At 66.3% G+C, this 18,565-nt stretch carries 20 protein-coding genes; 6 read left to right on the plus strand and 14 right to left on the minus strand.

What is annotated here, in order from left to right; genetic code table 11:
- Window positions 1-26 precede the first annotated feature (26 nt).
- From POF53_RS09145 to POF53_RS09155, 3 genes are all read right to left on the minus strand, one after another.
- Window positions 27-1,004, minus strand: a complete 978-nt coding sequence (locus POF53_RS09145) for a FecR family protein (protein WP_254464819.1) — start codon at window positions 1,002-1,004, stop codon at window positions 27-29.
- Window positions 1,001-1,507, minus strand: a complete 507-nt coding sequence (locus POF53_RS09150; RefSeq protein WP_498967366.1) for a sigma-70 family RNA polymerase sigma factor — start codon at window positions 1,505-1,507, stop codon at window positions 1,001-1,003. The genes POF53_RS09145 and POF53_RS09150 overlap by 4 nt, the downstream gene beginning before the upstream one ends.
- 122 nt (window positions 1,508-1,629) lie before the next feature.
- Window positions 1,630-2,229, minus strand: a complete 600-nt coding sequence (locus POF53_RS09155) for an NAD(P)H-dependent oxidoreductase (protein ID WP_254464821.1) — start codon at window positions 2,227-2,229, stop codon at window positions 1,630-1,632.
- 93 nt (window positions 2,230-2,322) lie between these two features.
- On the opposite strand from POF53_RS09155, the gene POF53_RS09160 reads away from it, so the two are divergent.
- Window positions 2,323-2,919: a TetR/AcrR family transcriptional regulator gene (locus tag POF53_RS09160; protein WP_254464822.1), complete on the plus strand. Its 597-nt coding sequence runs from the start codon at window positions 2,323-2,325 to the stop codon at window positions 2,917-2,919.
- 159 nt (window positions 2,920-3,078) lie between these two features.
- Here the strand turns inward: POF53_RS09160 and POF53_RS09165 are convergent, their stop codons facing one another.
- The gene (locus POF53_RS09165; protein WP_498967369.1) at window positions 3,079-4,011 is read right to left on the minus strand and encodes an AraC family transcriptional regulator; all 933 of its coding nucleotides are present in this window, start codon (window positions 4,009-4,011) and stop codon (window positions 3,079-3,081) included.
- Between the two features lie 151 nt (window positions 4,012-4,162).
- Here POF53_RS09165 and POF53_RS09170 point away from each other — a divergent pair, with 151 nt between their 5' ends.
- Entirely contained in the window at window positions 4,163-5,215 is a 1,053-nt protein-coding gene (locus tag POF53_RS09170) for an NAD(P)-dependent alcohol dehydrogenase (protein WP_498967371.1), read from the plus strand.
- A gap of 35 nt (window positions 5,216-5,250) precedes the next feature.
- Here the strand turns inward: POF53_RS09170 and POF53_RS09175 are convergent, their stop codons facing one another.
- Together POF53_RS09175 and POF53_RS09180 are read right to left on the minus strand one after the other, a co-directional pair.
- On the minus strand, window positions 5,251-5,910 hold the full coding sequence (locus tag POF53_RS09175; protein ID WP_254464823.1) for a DUF3313 domain-containing protein: 660 nt from the start codon (window positions 5,908-5,910) through the stop codon (window positions 5,251-5,253).
- Window positions 5,907-6,245 (minus strand): hypothetical protein, encoded by a 339-nt coding sequence (locus tag POF53_RS09180; protein ID WP_232857111.1) that lies wholly within the window; start codon window positions 6,243-6,245, stop codon window positions 5,907-5,909. The genes POF53_RS09175 and POF53_RS09180 overlap by 4 nt, the downstream gene beginning before the upstream one ends.
- A gap of 160 nt (window positions 6,246-6,405) precedes the next feature.
- Here POF53_RS09180 and POF53_RS09185 point away from each other — a divergent pair, with 160 nt between their 5' ends.
- On the plus strand, window positions 6,406-7,113 hold the full coding sequence (locus tag POF53_RS09185; protein WP_498967374.1) for a response regulator: 708 nt from the start codon (window positions 6,406-6,408) through the stop codon (window positions 7,111-7,113).
- A complete protein-coding gene (locus POF53_RS09190; protein ID WP_234561370.1) occupies window positions 7,110-8,444 on the plus strand; it encodes an ATP-binding protein in 1,335 nt (444 codons plus the stop codon). The genes POF53_RS09185 and POF53_RS09190 overlap by 4 nt, the downstream gene beginning before the upstream one ends.
- Window positions 8,445-8,449: 5 nt before the next feature.
- On the opposite strand, the gene POF53_RS09195 is transcribed toward POF53_RS09190, so the two are convergent.
- On the minus strand, window positions 8,450-9,757 hold the full coding sequence (locus tag POF53_RS09195) for a phosphate ABC transporter substrate-binding/OmpA family protein (RefSeq protein WP_498967376.1): 1,308 nt from the start codon (window positions 9,755-9,757) through the stop codon (window positions 8,450-8,452).
- 326 nt (window positions 9,758-10,083) lie between these two features.
- The gene (locus POF53_RS09200) at window positions 10,084-11,481 is read right to left on the minus strand and encodes a purine-cytosine permease family protein (RefSeq protein WP_232857109.1); all 1,398 of its coding nucleotides are present in this window, start codon (window positions 11,479-11,481) and stop codon (window positions 10,084-10,086) included.
- A 262-nt stretch (window positions 11,482-11,743) separates the two neighbouring features.
- Here POF53_RS09200 and POF53_RS09205 point away from each other — a divergent pair, with 262 nt between their 5' ends.
- Complete coding sequence (locus POF53_RS09205) at window positions 11,744-12,631, plus strand: EamA family transporter (protein WP_203647183.1); 888 nt, start codon at window positions 11,744-11,746, stop codon at window positions 12,629-12,631.
- An 18-nt stretch (window positions 12,632-12,649) separates the two neighbouring features.
- Here POF53_RS09205 and POF53_RS09210 read toward each other — a convergent pair whose 3' ends face one another.
- From POF53_RS09210 to POF53_RS09225, 4 genes are all read right to left on the minus strand, one after another.
- Window positions 12,650-13,234 carry a LysE family translocator gene (locus POF53_RS09210; RefSeq protein ID WP_232857107.1) on the minus strand — a complete coding sequence of 195 codons (585 nt, stop codon included), beginning with the start codon at window positions 13,232-13,234 and terminating at the stop codon, window positions 12,650-12,652.
- Window positions 13,235-13,283: 49 nt separating this feature from the next.
- Window positions 13,284-14,114 carry an AraC family transcriptional regulator gene (locus POF53_RS09215; RefSeq protein ID WP_254464826.1) on the minus strand — a complete coding sequence of 277 codons (831 nt, stop codon included), beginning with the start codon at window positions 14,112-14,114 and terminating at the stop codon, window positions 13,284-13,286.
- A gap of 77 nt (window positions 14,115-14,191) precedes the next feature.
- A complete protein-coding gene (locus tag POF53_RS09220) occupies window positions 14,192-14,806 on the minus strand; it encodes a LysE family translocator (RefSeq protein WP_254464827.1) in 615 nt (204 codons plus the stop codon).
- Window positions 14,807-14,840: 34 nt separating this feature from the next.
- Window positions 14,841-15,761 carry a LysR family transcriptional regulator gene (locus tag POF53_RS09225; protein ID WP_050706153.1) on the minus strand — a complete coding sequence of 307 codons (921 nt, stop codon included), beginning with the start codon at window positions 15,759-15,761 and terminating at the stop codon, window positions 14,841-14,843.
- A gap of 104 nt (window positions 15,762-15,865) precedes the next feature.
- Here POF53_RS09225 and nfsB point away from each other — a divergent pair, with 104 nt between their 5' ends.
- On the plus strand, window positions 15,866-16,519 hold the full coding sequence (nfsB, locus tag POF53_RS09230) for an oxygen-insensitive NAD(P)H nitroreductase (protein ID WP_110733882.1): 654 nt from the start codon (window positions 15,866-15,868) through the stop codon (window positions 16,517-16,519).
- 93 nt (window positions 16,520-16,612) lie between these two features.
- Here nfsB and POF53_RS09235 read toward each other — a convergent pair whose 3' ends face one another.
- A complete protein-coding gene (locus POF53_RS09235) occupies window positions 16,613-17,809 on the minus strand; it encodes a DUF6708 domain-containing protein (RefSeq protein WP_498967381.1) in 1,197 nt (398 codons plus the stop codon).
- Window positions 17,809-18,565: hypothetical protein (locus POF53_RS09240; RefSeq protein WP_498967383.1), on the minus strand; the 757-nt coding region annotated here is incomplete at its 5' end. The genes POF53_RS09240 and POF53_RS09235, both read right to left, overlap by 1 nt.

Raw genomic sequence — 18,565 nt, forward strand, 5'->3', positions numbered from 1 at the left:
TTTGCGAATGATTTTCAAAAAAAGTTTCACGTAGCCGCTTTTGGGCCGATCAAGGTCAGCCAGGGGCCGAAGTGCTCGATGCTGACCGGCAGGGTTTCGGCCAGTGCCGAGAGGGCTTGTTGCGGCTGCTCGAGCGGGAACACGCCCTGTACCCGCAAGTCGCGCACCGCCGGGGCCAGGCGCATGTAGCCGCGCTGGTAGGGGCGCAGGGCGTCGACCACCACATGCAGCGGTTCGTCGAGCACTTCCAGGCGGCCCTCCACCCAGGCCGCGCGCTGTTGTTGCTCGCTGCCCAGCCGCTCGATGCCGTTGCTGCGCAGCAGCGCCGCCTGGCCTTGTTGCAGGTCTTGCCAGCGCCCGTCGGGCAGGCTCAGGCGCACGCTGTGTTCGAGTACCACCACGCGGGTTGCGGTGTCTTCCTGGCGGACCAGGAAGCGGGTGCCGAGGGCCTGCACCTGGCCCTGCGCGGTACGCACGCGCAACGGTCGTGCGGCGTCGGCGGCGACCTGGATGACCAGTTCGCCGTGGCGCAGCAGCACCAGGCGTTGGCGGGCATCGAAACGCAGGTCCACGGCGCTGGCGCTGTTGAGGCTCAGCCGGCTGCCGTCGGCCAGGGTGAAGCTGCGCCGCTCGCCGCTGGCGGTGTGCAGGTCGGCCAGCCAGCCCTGGGTGGCGTCGCTGCGCCAGCCGCCCCAGAGCGCCCCGCCAAGCAGGCCGAGGCTGGCCAGGGCGCCCAGCACTTCGCGACGTGAATGGCTCGGTTGCAGCAGCACCCGGCGCGCCTCGGCGGCCTGTCCGGGGGCCCGTTGCTCGAGGGCGCGCAGGGTCGCGCAGGGCTTGCCCAGGCGCTGTTGCAGCCGGTCCCAGGCTTGCTGGTGCGCCGGGTCCTGGCGCAGCCACTGCTCCAGCTGGCGCAACAGCGCATCGTCCGGCGCGCGGGCATTGAGTGCCACCATCCAGTCGATGGCCTGCTCGCCGATCGGGTCCAGGCTGCGGGCGCTCATGGTTGTACTTCGCACAGGTAGCATTGGCGCAGGGCCTGCTTCATGTAGCGGCTGACGGTGCGTTCGCAGATCTGCAGGCGGGCGGCGATCTCGACATAGCTCATGCCGTCGAGCTGGCTGTAGAGGAAAGCGGCCTTGGCCATGGCGGGCAGGCCGTCCAGCACCTGGTCGATGGTCACCAGCGCTTCGATCAGCAGCAATTGCTCTTCGGCCGATGGGGCGACTTGTTCAGGCAATAGCGCCAGGCGCTCGAGGTAGGCCAGTTCCAGTTGACGGCGACGGTGGCGGTCGAAGATCAGCCGCCGGGCGATGGTCGACAGGTAGGCGCGAGGTTGCTGGATGCTGTCCGGATCGACCTGCGCGCCGAGCATCTGGCAGAACGCCTCGGCGGCGGTGTCCTCGGCGTCGGCACGGTTGCGCAGGCGTTTGTGGATGTGTTGGAGCAGCCAGCGATGGTGGTCGCTGAAGAAGAAGCCCAGCTTGCGGGTCGAGGTGCTGTCCAACGGTGGCTATCCAGTTGTGAGTGTGAATCGTTCTCAATGGTAGCCGGGAGGTTCATCGTCTCGCAATGGGGCATGTCACAACAATTCGCGCCGCTGCCTGCGCAGCGGCGCGCGCTGGCGCATCAGGCCGCAGCTTCCTGGCCTGCGAACAGGGTCAGCCCCAGTTGACGGGCTTGTGGCAGGAGGCTGGCGGGGGCTGCGCCTTCACTGTCGGTGAACAGGGTCGAACTGATGACCCGGGCACCGCAGTAGTCGAAGATACCGTGCTCGATCTGCACGCGCATGGCCTCGCCATAGCCATGGCGTTCGAAGGTGCCGGCGTCGGCGCCGGCCACGCCGACCAGGTGCGCGGTCATCCCGTGCAGCAGCTTGGTGGTGCTGCCGTCGGCGGCCTGGTCGAAGGCCCAGCCGTTGCTGAACACCCGCTCGACCCAGCCCTTGAGCAGGGCCGGCAGCGACCACCAGTAGATGGGGTAGACCATGACCACGGTGTCGGCCCGCTCGATGCGCGCCTGTTCGGCCAGCACATCGGCTGGTGGCTTGCCCAGACGACGGTGCACGGCGTGGTCGGCCAGGCTGAAGCGTGGGTCGAAGCCTTCGCTGGCCAGGTCGGCGAACTCGCTGGTATGGCCGGCGGCGCGCAGGCCCTCGGCGACCTGCTGGGCGAGGGCGTGGGTGAGGGAGTCGGGGTCGTGGTGACCGATGACGATCAGGGCATGCATGGTGGAATCTCCAGAATCAGGATGCAGGGACACCGGGAGCGTTATATACTCGAGGTAAGTTACTCTTAGTAAGTTACTTTTGGTAGGTAAGCGATGTCAAGCGAGGAAAAGACCGCGCCGCGCAAACGCCTGTCCCGCGAGGAGCGCCGCCGTCAGTTGCTGGATGTGGCCTGGCGGCTGGTTCGTGAGGAGGGCACCGATGCCCTGAGCCTGGGGCGCCTGGCCGAGCAGGCCGGGGTGACCAAGCCGGTGGTGTACGACCATTTCGAGACCCGCAACGGCTTGTTGCTGGCGCTGTACCAGGAATACGACGCCCGTCAGACGGCCATGCTCGACAAGGCCCTGGCCGGTTGTCCGGCGGGCCTGCCGGAGCGGGCCTGGGTGATTGCCGAGGCCTATGTGGACTGCGTGGCGACCCAGGGCCGGGAGATCCCCGGGGTCAGCGCCGCGCTGGCCGGCTCGCCGGAGCTGGAGGCGCTCAAGCGTGGTTATGACGGGCCGTTCATGGATAAATGCCGTGAAGCGCTGCTGCCGTTCGCGCCGGGTGGCGATATCGGCGTGGCCGGGTTGTGGGTGCTGGTGGGGGCGGCGGATGCGCTGTCCCTGGCGGCGGCGGCCGGGGAGCTGACGGCTGAAGCAGCCAAGCGCGAGCTGCAGGCGACCATTGTGGCGATGGTTTTGCGCCAGTAGGCGATCATCCTGCAAGTGATTTTTGTAGTGGATCGCGTGACCTGCGTGGGAGCGGGCTTGCCCCGCGATGGGGGGGGCATGGCACCGGCTGCGCCGGTGATCGCGGGGCAAGCCCGCTCCCACGCATCCTGCTCTTGCAGTCTGCTACGACGGCCCCGGTCAGGCCGGCAGGCTCTGGTACGGCTGCTCTTCCCCCGGACTGCGGGCGAACTGGCGCTTGTACTCGCGGCTGAACTGCGAAGTGCTCTGATAGCCGACCCGATGCGCCACCTGGGCCACGCCCAGCCCTTCGCCGATCAGCATCTGCTGCGCCTTGAGCAGGCGTAGGCGCTTGAGGTACTGCATCGGCGCCAGGTCGGTGCAGCGCTTGAAGTGTTCGTGGAAGGTCGACACGCTCATGTTCGCCCGGCTGGCCAGCTCTTCCACCCCCAGCGGTTCGGCGTAGTGCTCGCGCAGGTAGGCCAGGGCCGCGCCGATCCGGGCGAAATGCCCCTGTTGCTCGACCAGCGCCCGCAGCACGCCGGCCTGTGGCCCGCGCAAGGCGGTATAGAGCACTTCGCGCACCCGCGCCGGCCCCAGCACCTTGGCGTCCAGCGGGTCCTGCAGGCACTGCAGCAGGCGTTCGACGCTGTCGCGCATGGCCGTGTCCAGCACCGCCGAAGTCATCGACTGTGGCGTCTGTGCCTGCACCGCGGCATCCGGCGCCAGGTCCATGCCTTGCACCAGCTCGCCGAGCAGGGCGCGGTCGATGTCCACCGCCACGCCGAGCAGCGGCGCCTGGGGCGTGGCGAAGGTCTCGCACATGAACGGCACCGACAGCGCCTGCACCAGGTAATGCCCGGCACCGTACTCCAACGTGCGCGGGCCCAGGCGCGCCAGCTTGCTGCCCTGGGCGAGGATGATCAGGCTGGGTTCGTAGATCTGCGGGCTGCTGGCCACGTAGTGGTCCCAGGTCAGGACCTGGACCTGGGGCAGGAGGGTGGGCACGAACCCCGGGCCTGTGGCGAGGGCGCGTATCAGCGAGCAGAGCGTGGCATTGGCATCCACATGGTGAGTCAGGTGCATGGTGAACCCGGGCAGAGAATCGGACACTGGCATCTTCGCAGATTCGCGGGGTCATGCCAGAGGTTGGTGGCAAGGTCCGGAGAATCAGGCATGCATACTGGAGAATCGGCGGTGGGCGAGGCTGATCCTGGCGCGCAGAATGCGTCGCCTGAATCGTTTCACTTGCACGAGGTTCCCCATGTACACCGCCATCGGTTACGCCGCCCAATCGCCCACCAGCCCCCTGGCCCCCATGACCTTCCAGCGCCGCAGCCCGCGGCCCGACGATGTGGTCATCGAGATCCTCTACTGTGGCGTGTGCCATTCCGATATCCACCAGGCCCGCAACGAATGGGGCATCGCTGTGTACCCGCTGATGCCGGGCCACGAGATCGTCGGCCGGGTCAGCGCGGTGGGTGCGCAGGTCAGCCGTTACCAGGTCGGTGATCTGGTCGGCGTCGGCTGCATGGTCGATTCCTGCCGTCACTGCGAGGCCTGTCGCCAGGACGTCGAACAGTACTGCCTGGAAGGCCCGACCATGACCTACGCCACCCCCGACCGGGTCGACGGCAGCAACACGATGGGCGGCTACTCCAGCAGCATCGTGGTCAGCGAGCATTTCGTCCTGCGCATTCCCGAGGGCATGGACCTGGCCAGCGCGGCGCCGATCCTGTGCGCCGGCATCACCACCTATTCGCCCCTCAAGCACCACGGCGTGGGCCCCGGGCACAAGGTGGGCGTGCTGGGCATGGGTGGCCTGGGCCATATGGGCATCAAGCTGGCCAAGGCCCTGGGGGCGGAAGTGACCCTGTTCACCCGCTCCGCGGCCAAGGCCGAGGAAGCCCGTCGGCAGGGCGCCGACCATGTGATCGTCTCCACCGATGCCGAACAGATGCGCAGTGCGGCGGGTCGCTTCGATTTCCTGCTCGACACCATCCCGGTGCAGCACGACCTCAACCCCTACCTGCAAACCCTGAAGTTTGGCGGCGTGCACATCCTGGTCGGGCTGATCGAACCGGTTGATCCACCGGTACATGCGGCCAACCTGGTGATGCAGCGCCGGGTGCTGGCAGGTTCCTTGATCGGCGGTATCGCCGAAACCCAGGAGGTGCTCGACTTCTGCGCCGAGCACGGGATCAGCTGCGATATCGAAAGGCTCGACATCCGTAACATCAACCAGGCCTACGAGCGGATGATCGCCGGCGACGTGAAGTACCGCTTTGTCATCGACATGGCCTCGCTCAAGGCCTGACCAGGCGAGCTGGGCTTGTCCTGTGAAGCGTCACGCTACCTGAGCGGCGCCGCATAGCCCTGGCGCAGGTCCACGGCCCAGCCGTCGAGCACGGCCTTGACGTTGTCGGCGGTCATTACCTGGCGGTCGTTATCCAGCGGTACGCCGGTACCCGCGAGCATCGCCTCGCCGACCACCTTGCCGCTTGCGCCCGCCTCGAACGACAGCTCGCTGGCAATCGCGCTGTCCCGGTCGCGAATGCCCGCGGCGCTGCTCACCCCGGCCGCGACCAGGGTGATCGGCAGCCACTCGTAGAAGCGCAGGCCCTGGGTGTCGGCGCTGATGCGGGTGATGGCCGGCCTGACCACCAGGGTGTTCGGGCCGGGCCTGTCGACCACCGTCATCACCTTGCCCAGTTCGTTGCGCAGTACCGCATCGTAGTAGTGGGTGATGCTGGCGAGGGTGGCCTGGGGGATGCGCGTGCTCGGCTCGGGCGCCGGGTAGAACCGGCTGGGTGCCAGGTAGACCTCGATGTAACGGCCCTTTGGCCATTTCGGGTCGGCCCAGCTGAGCACCGTTGCGCCCGAAGGCGCCTGGTGCGGGGTGAGTAATCCGTAATCCTTGAGGTAGCCGGTCGGTGTCGGCTTGTTGCTGCCGCACGCGGACAGGCCCAGGGTGGACGTCAGCACCAGTGCCAGAAGGTGACGCCGACTCATGGGTGGCGAACCTCGCGCCGGGTCGGATGGGCCGCTTGCAGGTGGGGCACGTCCTGCGATGTCTGGATGCGCAACTGTCCGCGTGCCATCAGCCAGTGCACGAGGTCACGGACGGGAACGGTGTGGCTGTACTCGACCCATTCGCCAAAGGTCGGGTCGTAGTGTTCGAAATATCGACGCAGGGTGACGTAGCCCTGTTCGTTTGCCAGCTCCAGGCTCTCCTGCTGCACGATCAGGGAACCCGATTGTCCGCGCTGGGTGTTGCGCTGGCTGAGGATCAGGGACGCGGAACCCTCATGCCCATCGGTGCTGTTGCGGCTGTCGACTATCTTCATGGGGAGCCCTCGGTAATGGAAGGCTGGCAGGGTGAAGGGTCATCGTTGCCGGGTGATGTCCGCTTTGTGTCGTGCATGACGAAATGTTGCGCGATTGAAATAAATGACCCGCGTGGCGCAATGGTTTTAGATACGCCTTTTTTCCCGGATCGGTATCACCGTGAGCAGACTGTTGATCGTCGATGACGACGTCGAAATCCTCGCCTTGCTGAAGCAGTTCTTCGTCCAGCACGGCTACGAGGTGGACCTGGCCGCCGAGGGGCAGGCGATGTGGGCAGCCATCGCCCGGCAGCGCCCGGATGCGATCATCCTCGACCTGATGCTGCCCGGCGAAAGTGGCCTGGGCCTGTGCCAGAAGCTGCGTGCGCAGCTTGGGGTGCCGGTCATCATGCTCACCGCCATGGCCGAACTGAGCGACCGCATCATCGGCCTGGAACTGGGCGCCGACGATTACCTGACCAAGCCGTTCGATCCACGTGAACTGCTGGCCCGCCTGCGCGCCGTGCAGCGCCGGGTTGGTGAACAGCCACCGCGGGGCGAGGCGGCGCGACCGGTGATCGGTTTCGCCGGTTGGCAGCTGGACATCACTTGCCGCGAGCTGCGCTCGCCCGAGCGGGTGATGGTGCCGCTGTCCGGCGCCGAGTTCGACCTGCTGGTGGTGTTTCTCGAGCACCCGCAGCGCATCCTCACCCGCGAGCAGTTGATCGACCTGACCCGTGGCCACGGCCATGACGCCTTCGACCGCAGCATCGACGTGCAGGTCAGCCGTCTGCGGCGCAAGATCGAGCCCGACAGCAAGCGCCCGGACCTGATTCGCACCGTGCGCTATGGCGGCTACCTGTTCAGCGCCACGGTGACCCGCTCGTGATCCGTCGCCTGCTGGGTCGCGACACTCTGCGCAAGCGCATCGCCCTGACCATTTTCACCGCATTGCTTGCCTCGCTGGCGTTCAATGCCCTGTTCGTCCAGGTTGCCGGCAGCTGGGCACGCCCGCCCATCGAACGCACCGGCCTGCTCGAGCAGATCGCCGTGACCACCCGGGTGATCGAGACCGCGCCGGCGACGCTGCGCGGGCAGCTGGCCGAGGCGGCGAGCACGCCAACGCTGCGGGTGACCTGGAGTACCCGGCGTGACGACTTTGGCCTGCCTGGCCCGGGCACCATGCTCAATTCCGGGCAGGTGCCGGCGATGGCCCAGTTGCTGGGGCCCTCGCGGCCGATCGAAGTGTACAACCCGGATGACTGGCCCATGGGCAGCGCCGAGGCGCACTACGTGGCGCTGGTCGCGCTGGCTGATGACAGCTGGCTGCTGTTCGTGCCGCCGGAGCGCAGCTGGGGCATGAGCGCGACGGCGCGCCTGGCGGTGGTCATCGGTCTGGGGCTGGTGGCGACGTTGCTGGTGGCCTGGCTCGCCACCCGCCAGCTGGCCGCGCCGCTGCAACGCTTCGCCAGTGCGGCGCGGCGTTTCGGCGGTGACCTGCAGGCGCCGCCCATCGCCAGCGAGGGCCCCGAGGAAATCCGCCAGGCAATCATCGCCTTCAACACCATGCAGGCGCAGATCCAGCACTTCCTCCGCGAGCGCACCCACATGCTCGCGGCCATCTCCCACGACCTGCGCGCGCCGTTGACGCGCATGCGCCTGCGCAGCGAGTTCATGGAGGACCTGGACCACCAGCGCAAGCTGATCCGCGACGTCGACGAGATGCAGACGATGATCAACGAGGCCCTGGCGTTTTTCCGCGAGGGCACGCAACTGGAGCAGCGCACGGCCTATGATTTGTCGGAGCTGTTGCAGACCCTGGTTGACGACTACCGCGACCAGCACCTTGACATCGCCTTCAAGGGCCCGGCGCACCTGGTGCATGACGGCCGCCCGCTGGCGACCAAGCGGGTGGTCGTCAACCTGGTGGAAAACGCCATGAAGTATGCCCGCGATCCGCAGATAACGCTGCGCCGCGCCGCTCACCTGATCGTCATCGAGGTTCGCGACAGCGGGCCAGGTATTCCCGAGGAGGCCCTGCAGCAGGTGTTCGAGCCGTTCTACCGGCTGGAGGGCTCGCGCAACCGCGATACCGGCGGCGTCGGCCTCGGCCTTTCGGCCGCCCGTGCCAGCGTGCGCGAGCAGGGCGGCGAGCTGACCCTGCGCAATCGCGTTGGCGGTGGGCTGGTGGCGCGGATCGAACTGCCCGATGGCGGCTGAGCGGGTCAGTACACCCAGACCTCGACCCGGCGGTTGCGCAGGCGCCCCTGCTCCAGGTCGTTGCCGGCCACCGGCAGTTCGTCGCCCATGCCCGCCACGTCCCTGACCTGCACCCCGACGCGGGCCAGCTCGCGGCGCACCGCCATGGCCCGCAGGCGCGACAGCAGCGCGGCGCGGCCCGGTGTCTCCTTGGGATCGCCGAAGCCCACCAGCACCACCTTGCCCTGTAGCTTGCCGGCCTGGCGCAGGTAGTCGCCGACCCGCTGCACATCGCGCAGGGCCTTGTTGTCGAGGCCGGCGCTGCCTTCCTGGAAGCGGAAGTTCACGCTCAGGCGCTGGGCCTCGGCGGCCAGTGTCCGATAGCGTGGCGGCATGTCGCCCTGGGCCGCGATCTGCTGTGGCTTGATCTGCTGGGAAACGAAACCCTGCTCGGCGACGATGGCCTGGCCGGCGGGACTTTGGGCAAACTCGGCGAGCGCCTTGGCCAGCGGCGTGGGGTGGGCGGGGAGGTAGAAGAACAGGCGACGCGACAGCGGGTAGTCCTCGCTGGCCACCAGGGCACGGCTGGGTGGCAGCGCCGGTGCATCGCCCTCGGCCACGGCCAGTGCCTTGGCCCGGTGGACCGTGGCCAGGCCGCTGAAGCCGATGGCCTGGCGGTCGGCCATGACCTGGGCGGCCAGTTCGTCGGCGGACTCGAAGCGCCGCGCCTGGGTGGTCAGTGCCGCTTGCTGAGGGGCAAGTACCAGGGCCTTGAAGGTTTCGAAGGTGCCGGAGCGATCATCGCGGGCATACAGGTGGATCGCCCCGCCGGGCACGCCCAGCTGTTCCCAGCGCTGCAGCTGGCCGGAGAACACCTGGGCCAGTTGCTCGGTGCTCAGTTGCGTGAGCGGGTTGTCCGGGTGGACGATCACCGCCACGCCATCCAGGCCGATCACCTGTTCCGAGCCCGCGCCGCGCAGGTTGCCCAGGGCCTGCAACTGTTGCGCCTCGCTGTCGCTGATCGGCCGCGAGGCCGCGGCCAGGTTGGCCTCGCCCCGGGCCAGCGCGACAAAGCCGGTGCTGGTGCCGTGGGCGGCAATGTCGATGCGCACGGGCTGGCCATCCGGATCGCGGGCGTGGACCTCGGTCTCGTTGGCCGTGGCGCCGGGCCGGTGCTCGATGGCGCTTGCGCCCTGGGCCTGCAGCAGCCCCTGCACCAGGGCCGGGCCAAGGGCCGCGCCGATGGTGTTGGAGCCCTGGATATGCAGTTGCGCGGGCCCGGCGCAGGCCAGGCCCGGGAGCAGGCACAGCAGAAGCAGAAGCAGGCGAGGCATGCCGAAGACCCGTGGCACAGAGTTGCGCCGCAGATTACGACAGTTGCTTGACCGAAAGATGACAGTGTCCCGTAAGAGATCGCCCAGCCTATCTGGCTGGGCCGGCGGGCAGAGAACCTGTGGGAGCGGGTTTACCCGCGAAGCCGACACCGTGGTGGATGGCACGGGCTTCGCCCGTGTTCGCGGGCAAGCCCGCTCCCACAGGGATCGCGCCAGATTCTAAAAGTTAGCAAGACAGTTGCTCCCACAGGGACACCATTTCATGTGCGACAGCCCAGCCCGAGGGGCTGGGCGATCTCATGCAGGATATGTGTGAGCAACCCGGCTCAGCGCCCCTCCGGCACGATGATCCCGGCCGGCGCCTCGGCCGCCCGGCGGCGGGCCACGCAGTAATACAGCACGCTCGGCACCACCAGGCCGATCAGCCACGACACGTCCACGCCGCCCAGGTGCGCGACCATGGGCCCGGTGTACAGCTTGGTGTCGATGAACGGCATCTGCACCAGCACGCCGAAGGTGTACACGCCGATGCCCGGCCAGTTCCAGCGCCCGTAACGGCCGTCAGGATCGGCCAACGCCGGGATGTCGTAGCGTTCCTTGGTGATGAAGTAGTAGTCCACCAGGTTCACCGCGCTCCACGGCACGAAGAAGGTCAGCAGGAACAGGATGAACGACTTGAACGCGCTGAGGAACGAATGCTGGCCGAGCAGGGCGACCAGGGTCGCGGCGCCGACGATGCCAAGCACGAACACCAGGCGCTGGATTCGGCTGATCTGCAGGTGACCCCGGAAACCACTGATGATCGTGGCGATGCACATGAAGCTGCCGTAGCTGTTGAGGGTGGAGATGGTCACCTTGCCGAAGGCGATGCAAAAGTACAGCAGCGCCGCCGTGGTGCCGGCGCCGCCCAGGCCGACGATGTAGGCCACCTCGCGCCCGGAGAACTGGCCGCCGGCGATGGCCGCGGCGAACACGCCGAGGATCATCGAGGCCTGGGCGCCGATCACCGAGCCCAGGCCGGCGGCGAGGAAGGTCTTGAGCGGCGAGGTATGGCTGGGCAGGTAGCGCGAGTAGTCGGCCACGTACGGGCCGAAGGCGATCTGCCAGGACGCCGCCAGCGACACCGCCAGCAGGAAGCTGGCCCAGCTGAAATGGCGGTTGTCGAGCAGCTGGCCGATGTCGGCGAGCATCAGGATGCGGCTGAACAGGTAGACGAAGGCGATGATCCCCAGCACGCTGGCCACCCGACCGATCCAGTGAATCACCCGGTAGCCGGCCAGGGTCGCCAGCACGATCACTCCGGCGAAGATGAGAATGCCGGCGCTGTCGCTGATGCTCAGTAACTGGCCGATGGCCTGGCCGGACAGCACCGTGCCGGTGGCGGTGAAGCCCAGGTACATCAGGCACACCAGGGCCATGGGGATGGCCGCGCCGTACACGCCGAACTGCACCCGGCTGGAGATCATCTGCGGCAGCCCCAGGCGCGGCCCCTGGGCGGCGTGCAGGGCCATCACCGCGCCGCCGACCAGTTGCCCGAGCAGCAGGCCGATCAACGACCAGAACACATCGCCGCCCAGCACCACGGCCAGGGCGCCGGTGACGATCGCGGTGATCTGCAGGTTGGCTCCCAGCCACAGGGTGAATTGGCTGTAGACGCGTCCATGGCGTTCAGACTCGGGGATGTAGTCGATCGAGCGGCGCTCGATCACGGGTTTGCTGGACATCGGGGAGGGCTCCGCTTCGTTGTTTTTGTGAAAGGCGGCGGCTATCGGCGGGACGCAGGGCGGATGGCCGAAGCCCGATATGAGCATGTATATACAAGTCTGGTCAAGTGAAGCTTGCGCAGGGTTTTCATGAGTGTTCCGCAGCCATCACAGCCGACTGTTGCGCAAGGCTGGCGCGCAACTGTGCTGGTCCGAGGCGGCGCGATGCCCTTATGCTGTAACCAAATATGTCTATAACAAGCCTGAAGAAGGAATGCGTGCCATGCCACTCAAGGACCTGCTGATCGCCCTGGTGGTGATCATCGCCTGGGGCGTCAATTTCGTGGTCATCAAGGTCGGCCTCGACGGCCTGCCGCCGATGCTGCTGGGGGCATTGCGCTTTCTGCTGGTGGCCTTTCCGGCGGTGTTCCTGATCAAGCGCCCGAACCTGCCCTGGCGCTGGCTGATCGCCTACGGCGCGACCATCTCCCTGGGCCAGTTCGCCTTCCTGTTCCAGGCCATGGCCAGTGGCATGCCGCCGGGGCTGGCTTCGCTGGTGCTGCAGTCCCAGGCGTTCTTCACCCTGGGCTTTGCCGCGCTGTTCCTCGGCGAGCGGCTGCGCCTGGCCAGCGTGCTGGGCTTGCTGGTGGCCGCCGGCGGCCTGGCGGTGATCGGCAGCGAGGACAGCGGCCACGTGCCGTTGCTCGCACTGTTGCTGACCCTGTGCGGCGGCGCCATGTGGGGCATGGGCAACATCATCACCCGGCGCTTCGGCAAGGTCGACCTGGTCGCCCTGGTGATCTGGGGCGGGCTGATCCCGCCGCTGCCGTTCCTGGCGCTGTCCTGGTGGCTGGAAGGGCCCGAGCGCATCGGCCATGCCCTGGCCAACATCGGCTGGAGCTCGGTGCTGGCCCTGGCCTACCTGGCCTTCGTCGCCACCATGGTCGGCTACAGCCTGTGGAGCACCCTGTTGTCGCGCCACCCGGCGGGCAAGGTGGCGCCGTTCTCGCTGCTGGTGCCGGTGGTCGGCCTGAGCTCCTCGGCCGTGTTGCTGGGCGAGCGCCTGAGCGAGGCCCAGGGCTGGGGCGCGCTGCTGGTGATGCTCGGGCTGCTGATCAATGTGTTCGGGCCGCGCCTGGGGCTGCGTCTGCGCGCGGCTACCGCGCGCTGAAGGCCGATGCCCGCCGCGTCACACCAGCAAGGCCGACCACGCCGACACCAGCAGCAGGCCGGCGAGGCCCTGATTGAACACCCGCAGCGCCTGGGGCGAACGTAACCAGCGGGCGCTGCCGATGCCCATCAGCGCCCACGCGGTCATGCTCGGCAGGGCGATCAGCAGGAACACCAGGCTCAACCACCACATCGGCAGTGCCGGGCCGGCGAACAGGCCGACCATTGCCACCGCCGTCACCCACACCTTGGGGTTGACCACCTGCAGGGTCGCCGCGCTCAGCGGGTCCAGGCCGCTATCGCTGCCCGCCTGCAGCGGCGCACCGGCGCTGCGCAGCATCTTCCAGGCCAGCCAGCTGAGCCACAGGGCGCCCACCCAACTCATGGCCTGCTGCGCCAGCGGGTAGCGCAGCAGCACCTCGCCCAGCCCCAGGCCCACCAGCAGCACCACTGCCGCCGCCGCGCAGCAGGCCGTCACGATCGGCGCCAGGCTGGCGCGCAGGCCGCGCCTGGCTCCGTGGGCGAGGATCAGCAGGTTGGTCGGCCCGGGGCTGATGCTGGCGGCCAGGGCGAAGAGGATGAAGGGCAACAGCGTATGCGACATGGTCAAGGCTCCGAGTGATCGAAGCGCCATGGTCGCGCCGGGCGCGGGTTCAGTCTGGAAGGTTTGAGCAGCGCTTGCGGTAGTCCGCCGGGGTCAGCCGGTAGGCGCGGCGGAACCAGCGGCCCAGATGGCTCTGGTCGGCAAAGCCCAGGGAGGTGGCGACGCTGGCCGGCGTTTCACCCAGGGCCAGCCGCCGCCGTGCACGGGCCAGGCGCAGCTGGATCAGGTAGGCATGCGGCGCCAGGCCGAAAGCCGCCTTGAACGCCCGGGTCAGGCGGAAGCGGTCGACGCCGCACACCTGCGCCAGCTCGACCAGGCCGATGTCCTGGTCCAGGTGCGTGTGCAGGTAATCGCGGGCGACCTGGGCGCACAACGGCAAGCGTGGATCGGGGTCCAGGCGCTTGCGCCAGTGCAGGTGGCCGGTGAGGCAGGCCAGCAGGTCGTCCAGGGCGGTCTGGCGGACGATGCGCAGATCGTTGTAATGCACCGTCTCGAAGGCCCGGGCGGTGGCCCCGGCCAGGCGCGGATCCTGGTGCAGCAGGGTGCCGAAGCTGGGCAGGGCGCCCGAGGGCGCGTGTTCGAACAGGGCGCGCAGCTCGGTTTCCAGCCAGTTGGCATCCAGGTACAGGGTCGAGTAGGTGAAACCCTCAACGGTGGGTGCATGGCCGTCGTGCAGGTCGCCCGGCTCGAGCACGAACACCTGGCCTGGGGTGCTGTTGTGGCGTGCGCGGCGGCAGTTGAATTGCTGCACGCCCTGTTCGGTCACCCCGACCAGGAAGCTGTCGTGCCAGTGCGGGTCGTAGGCATGGCCGGTGAAATGGGCGCGGACCGACTCGATGCCGGTGTCGGCGTCCTGTCTGAGGTCGATCCAGTTGCTCATGGGCGCGGGCCGTGCGGGTGTCGGTAGACGACCTTAACGCAGAAACGGCCCGGGCGTTTAGAACGATTGTGCAGCCGTCAGCGCTGGGCGAACGCCAGGTTGATGCCAAGCCCGGCGAACGAGGCGGCGAAGCTGCGCCGTAGCCAGGCCTGTACCTGGGGCGAGTCGATCACGGCGCGGCGGAACAGGTGGGCGAGCAGGCCATAGATCACGAAGACGACGAAGGTCATGGCCATGAACACCGCGCTCAGGCCGAGCATCTGCACGGTCGCGGAACCGGCCTGGGGGCTGATGAACTGCGGCAGGAAGGCGAGGAAGAACAGCGTCAGCTTGGGGTTGAGGATGTTCAGCAGGCAGGCCTTGAGCACCAGCTGGCCGGCCCTGGCCGGGGTGGCCTGGGTGTCCACGGCGAAGGCCGCGCGGTCGCGCCAGGTGGCATAGGCCAGGTACAGCAGGTAGGCGACGCCGGCGAACTTCAGGCCCTGGAAGGCCAGGGCGCTGGTGTGCAGCAAGGCCGAAAGGCCCAGCACCGAGGCCAGCAGGTGCGGGACGATACCCAGGGTGCAGCCGGAGGCAGTCCACAGGCAGGCGCGGCGCCCGGCCACCAGGGCGCTGGAGACGGTGAGGATGACCCCGCTGCCGGGAATCAGCACGATGATCAGCGCGGTAACGAGAAACTCCAGGCTCGGCATGAATGACAGCTCCTTGCAGTCGGGGGTGGATGCACTATACGCCCGGCGACAGCGGCTGCAACATGCCCTCCGGGCGCAGCGTGGCGAAGCGCTCGCGCAGCCACAGGTGCAGCTGGGCCACCGCAGGGGTGAGCTGCTTGCGGTGCGGGCATACCAGGGTCACCGGGGTCAGCTCGCCGGGGTGTTCGGGCAGCAGGACCTCCAGCTCGCCGGCGGCAACATTGGCGCTGACATCCAGCCACGACTTGTAGACGATGCCTTCGCCTTCCAGCGCCCAGCGCCGCACCACGTCGGCGTCGTCGCTGAACAGCGGCCCGCGCACCTGCACGGTGCGGTTGCCCAGCCGCCATTTGTCGTAGACCCGGCTCTGCTGCAGGTACAGCAGGCAGTCGTGCTGCTGCAGGTCGTCGGGGCTGCCCGGCCGGCCATGGCGGGCCAGGTAGTCGGGCGAGGCCACCAGCACCCGACGGTTCCACGGTGCCAGGGGCAGGGCGATGTAGTTGGCGTCCTCGTTCTGGCCGTAGCGGATGGCGACATCCACCGGGTCGCGGTAGAGGTCGGCCAGTTGGTCGGAGAGAAAGAAGCGCAGGCCGAGCCCCGGATGCTCGCGGCGAAACGCGCTGAGCCAGGGCCGCAGCAGGTTGCGCCCCATGTCTGACGGCGCCGCCACCTGCAGCACGCCGCGCAGGCAGCTGTGGCTGCCGTGCAGGTCCTCGCGGCCTTGGCGCAGGGCATCGAGCACGCGCTGGGCGGTGGGCAGGTACAGCTCGCCCTCGGCGGTCAGGCGCAGGCTGCGGGTGGTGCGGGCGAACAGGCGCACATCCAGTTCGCGTTCCAGGCGCTTGATCGCCGCCGCCACCTGGCCGGGCAGCAGGTCGGCCTCGTGGGCCGCAGCGGTAAAGCTGCCCAGGGCGCTGGCACGGGCGAACAGTTCGAGATCGTTGATGCGCAGCATTTTCACTCCAGGGATGAAAGTGTTGCTGCATTGTGCTGGTTTTTCTTTGCCGCCGGGAAGATAAGATGCGGCTCATTCACGATCCCTTTGAGGAATTGCCGTAGATGGATACCGTTGCCCTCGCCAAACGCCGTTACACCACCAAAGCCTACGACGCCAGCCGCAGGATTCCCCAGGCCACCATCGATGCGTTGCTCGAGCAGCTGCGCCACAGCCCGTCCTCGGTCAACTCGCAGCCCTGGCACTTCGTCGTGGCCGACAGCGCCGAAGGCAAGGCGCGCCTGGCCAAGGCCACCGATGAGCGTTTCGCCTACAACAGCCCGAAGCTGCGCGACGCCTCCCATGTGATCGTGTTCGCCGCCCGCACCAACATGACCGAAGCCCACCTGCAGGCGGTGCTGGCGCAGGAGGCCGCCGACGGGCGCTTCCGCACCGAACAGGCCCGTGATGGCCAGGACCAGACCCGCCGCGGCTACGTCGACCTGCACCGCCATGACTTCAAGGACCTGCAGCACTGGATGGAGAAGCAGGTCTACCTGGCCCTGGGCACCGCACTGCTGGGCGCCGCCGCCCACGGCCTGGACGCCACGCCGATCGAAGGCTTCGACGCCAAGGCCCTGGACGCCGAACTGGGCCTGCGCGAGCAGGGCTTCACCAGCGTGGTGCTGCTGAGCCTGGGCTATCGCAGCGAGGAGGATTTCAATGCCGGGCTGAGCAAGTCGCGGTTGGCGGCGGCAGAGGTGTTTACTTTTCTGTGATTGACGGTAGGTAGGGCTGTACCTTGCAACTATCAGGTGAGCAGCCGTGTCTTGGCTGCCACGCCCTCCATGCCGAACGAGATCAGCCTGGCTCTACGGCTGACCGATACTGTCGGCCCCATGGTGCTTATCCTTCTCGATATCGGGAGTTTGAATTGGGCTCTTGGGCCGACGTTTAGAGGCACGGGGTTTCCTCTCCGGCCGTTTGCCTGGCCGTATGGCCCAGAGGTAGGCGTTTTCCCGCAGCCTTTCCTGGATATGGGGTGGGTAATCGTCAACGGAGGTTACTGCCGGGACGGGTTTTCCCGGCAGGCCGGCTTCACGGATGATCCTGGGCCAGCGAGGTTTCCAGCACAGCAGAAGACTCACCCAGTGGCCTGTTCCGATGATCAGGAAGGCAGGAGAGAGCAGCAGCAGGCCGCATTTGAGGACGGGTGGGGAACTGCGGAAGTAGTGGGTCAAGCCTTCGAACTGAGGCGTGAAGGCTTGCCAGGGCCAGGGGAAGTGCGAGGTGATGTGGGGGCGTGGTAGTCCTTCTGGACCTTCATCCATGAAGCGACGGATAAACTCCCATTCGGCTTGAAGCTCCGTGAAATTGTTCGAGGACTTGCCTACCCAGATCAGTTCGGTACGTAGTGTGCCGGTGAAGGCGGACGACCATGTGAGCGCCAACGGGAGACCCACACCACTTGCTATGGTAGATTTTTTATCCGCGCCGCTGGACGATACACCGTTCCACGGGAGCGTGACGATTCCACCACAGTAGGCAGGGCGGTGGAGGTAGACCTGCTGGGTGATGCGGTTGAAACGTATCAACAAGTGGCGTGACGTGAACATTTCAAAACGTGTGAAACGCAAACCATATTTCAGATAAAGCCACAAGATACAAAGGGTTGTGCTAAGAAAGAAAAGTGCTAAATATAGCCTTTCACCATACGGTTCTCCCTGATAATCAGAAGCAAGGTCGATTAAAGTTTTTATCGAGTTGAAAGCAATTTCTAGTCCGCTGATTATCATCATTATTACTGTGAGAGATAATATGCTGATTAGTCCGCGCTTATCTTCCCACATGCCGCTGCGCATTTCGAGTACATTCTCGTTGAACACGTAGACTGGGCCCCGACTTTTTGGGGCGTCGCATGCTGATTTTTTTGCGGCTGCAATTTCTTTTTCTTCCTCGCCTTCATAAATTATTCTCTTTTTTATAGTCTTGTTCTGTTTCTCAAAGGCTTCGCGCTCTTCTTTTGGGTCAATGGCGGCAAGCCATGAAAGCCATTCAAAAAAATACACTATATAACCTCGCTCATGGCGCTGAATAAGGCTTCTAGCTCTTCAGTGTCCTTCATATATCCTTTGTCTGATGGTTTAAGACGGAAGCAGCATTTGCTACACCACTTCTCCAATGCATCATCATCGATAATGAGTAAGGTTATAGTGGTGCCGAGTACAATAGCGCCGCCTATCCAGCTTAAGCGGCTCAGGAACATCATGGCAGTACGGTTGGCTGCCAGCTTTGCAGAAAGTGTGGAAAGAGTAGTAAGTAATCTGCTGGTCTTTTCACTGGTTGCGCTGATTGATAGCCACTGGAAAAGCGCACTTGCCTGCGAAAATGCTATTCCTCCCTGCCCCAAAAGTAGGGCGATCGTAGATCCAGCTCGCAGCCAATAAGTCGTCGCCAGCAATGATTTAGATCGAACGTCGGCTTCTCTCGCATCTGAAACGTCCCACGTAATACTGACAACGCCCCCCACCGTCGCCAACCCCGCCCCCCACAGCCGATAGCGCCCCAGGCTGATGTCCGCTCCCCGCGCAATCGCGCTGTTCCGCCCGACGCCCAGCAGGGTCTGCTCCGTCCCCACCGCGAGAAGCTCGAACCCCGCCGCCGCACTGGCCAATCCTGCGGCCACCACCTCGCTCCAGAAACGCCGGTCCTTGTCATCGCGCTGCCCCTGCAACAGGAGCAGTCCCGCCTCCAGCAGGAGCAGCCCACTGGCCAGCCGAAGCCGATAGAACGAATGAGCGTGAGCGCCCTGCAATGTCTCCACG

The organism is Mitsuaria sp. RG (genome assembly GCF_028369275.1).
In the GTDB taxonomy this organism is placed as follows: domain Bacteria; phylum Pseudomonadota; class Gammaproteobacteria; order Pseudomonadales; family Pseudomonadaceae; genus Aquipseudomonas; species Aquipseudomonas peradeniyensis.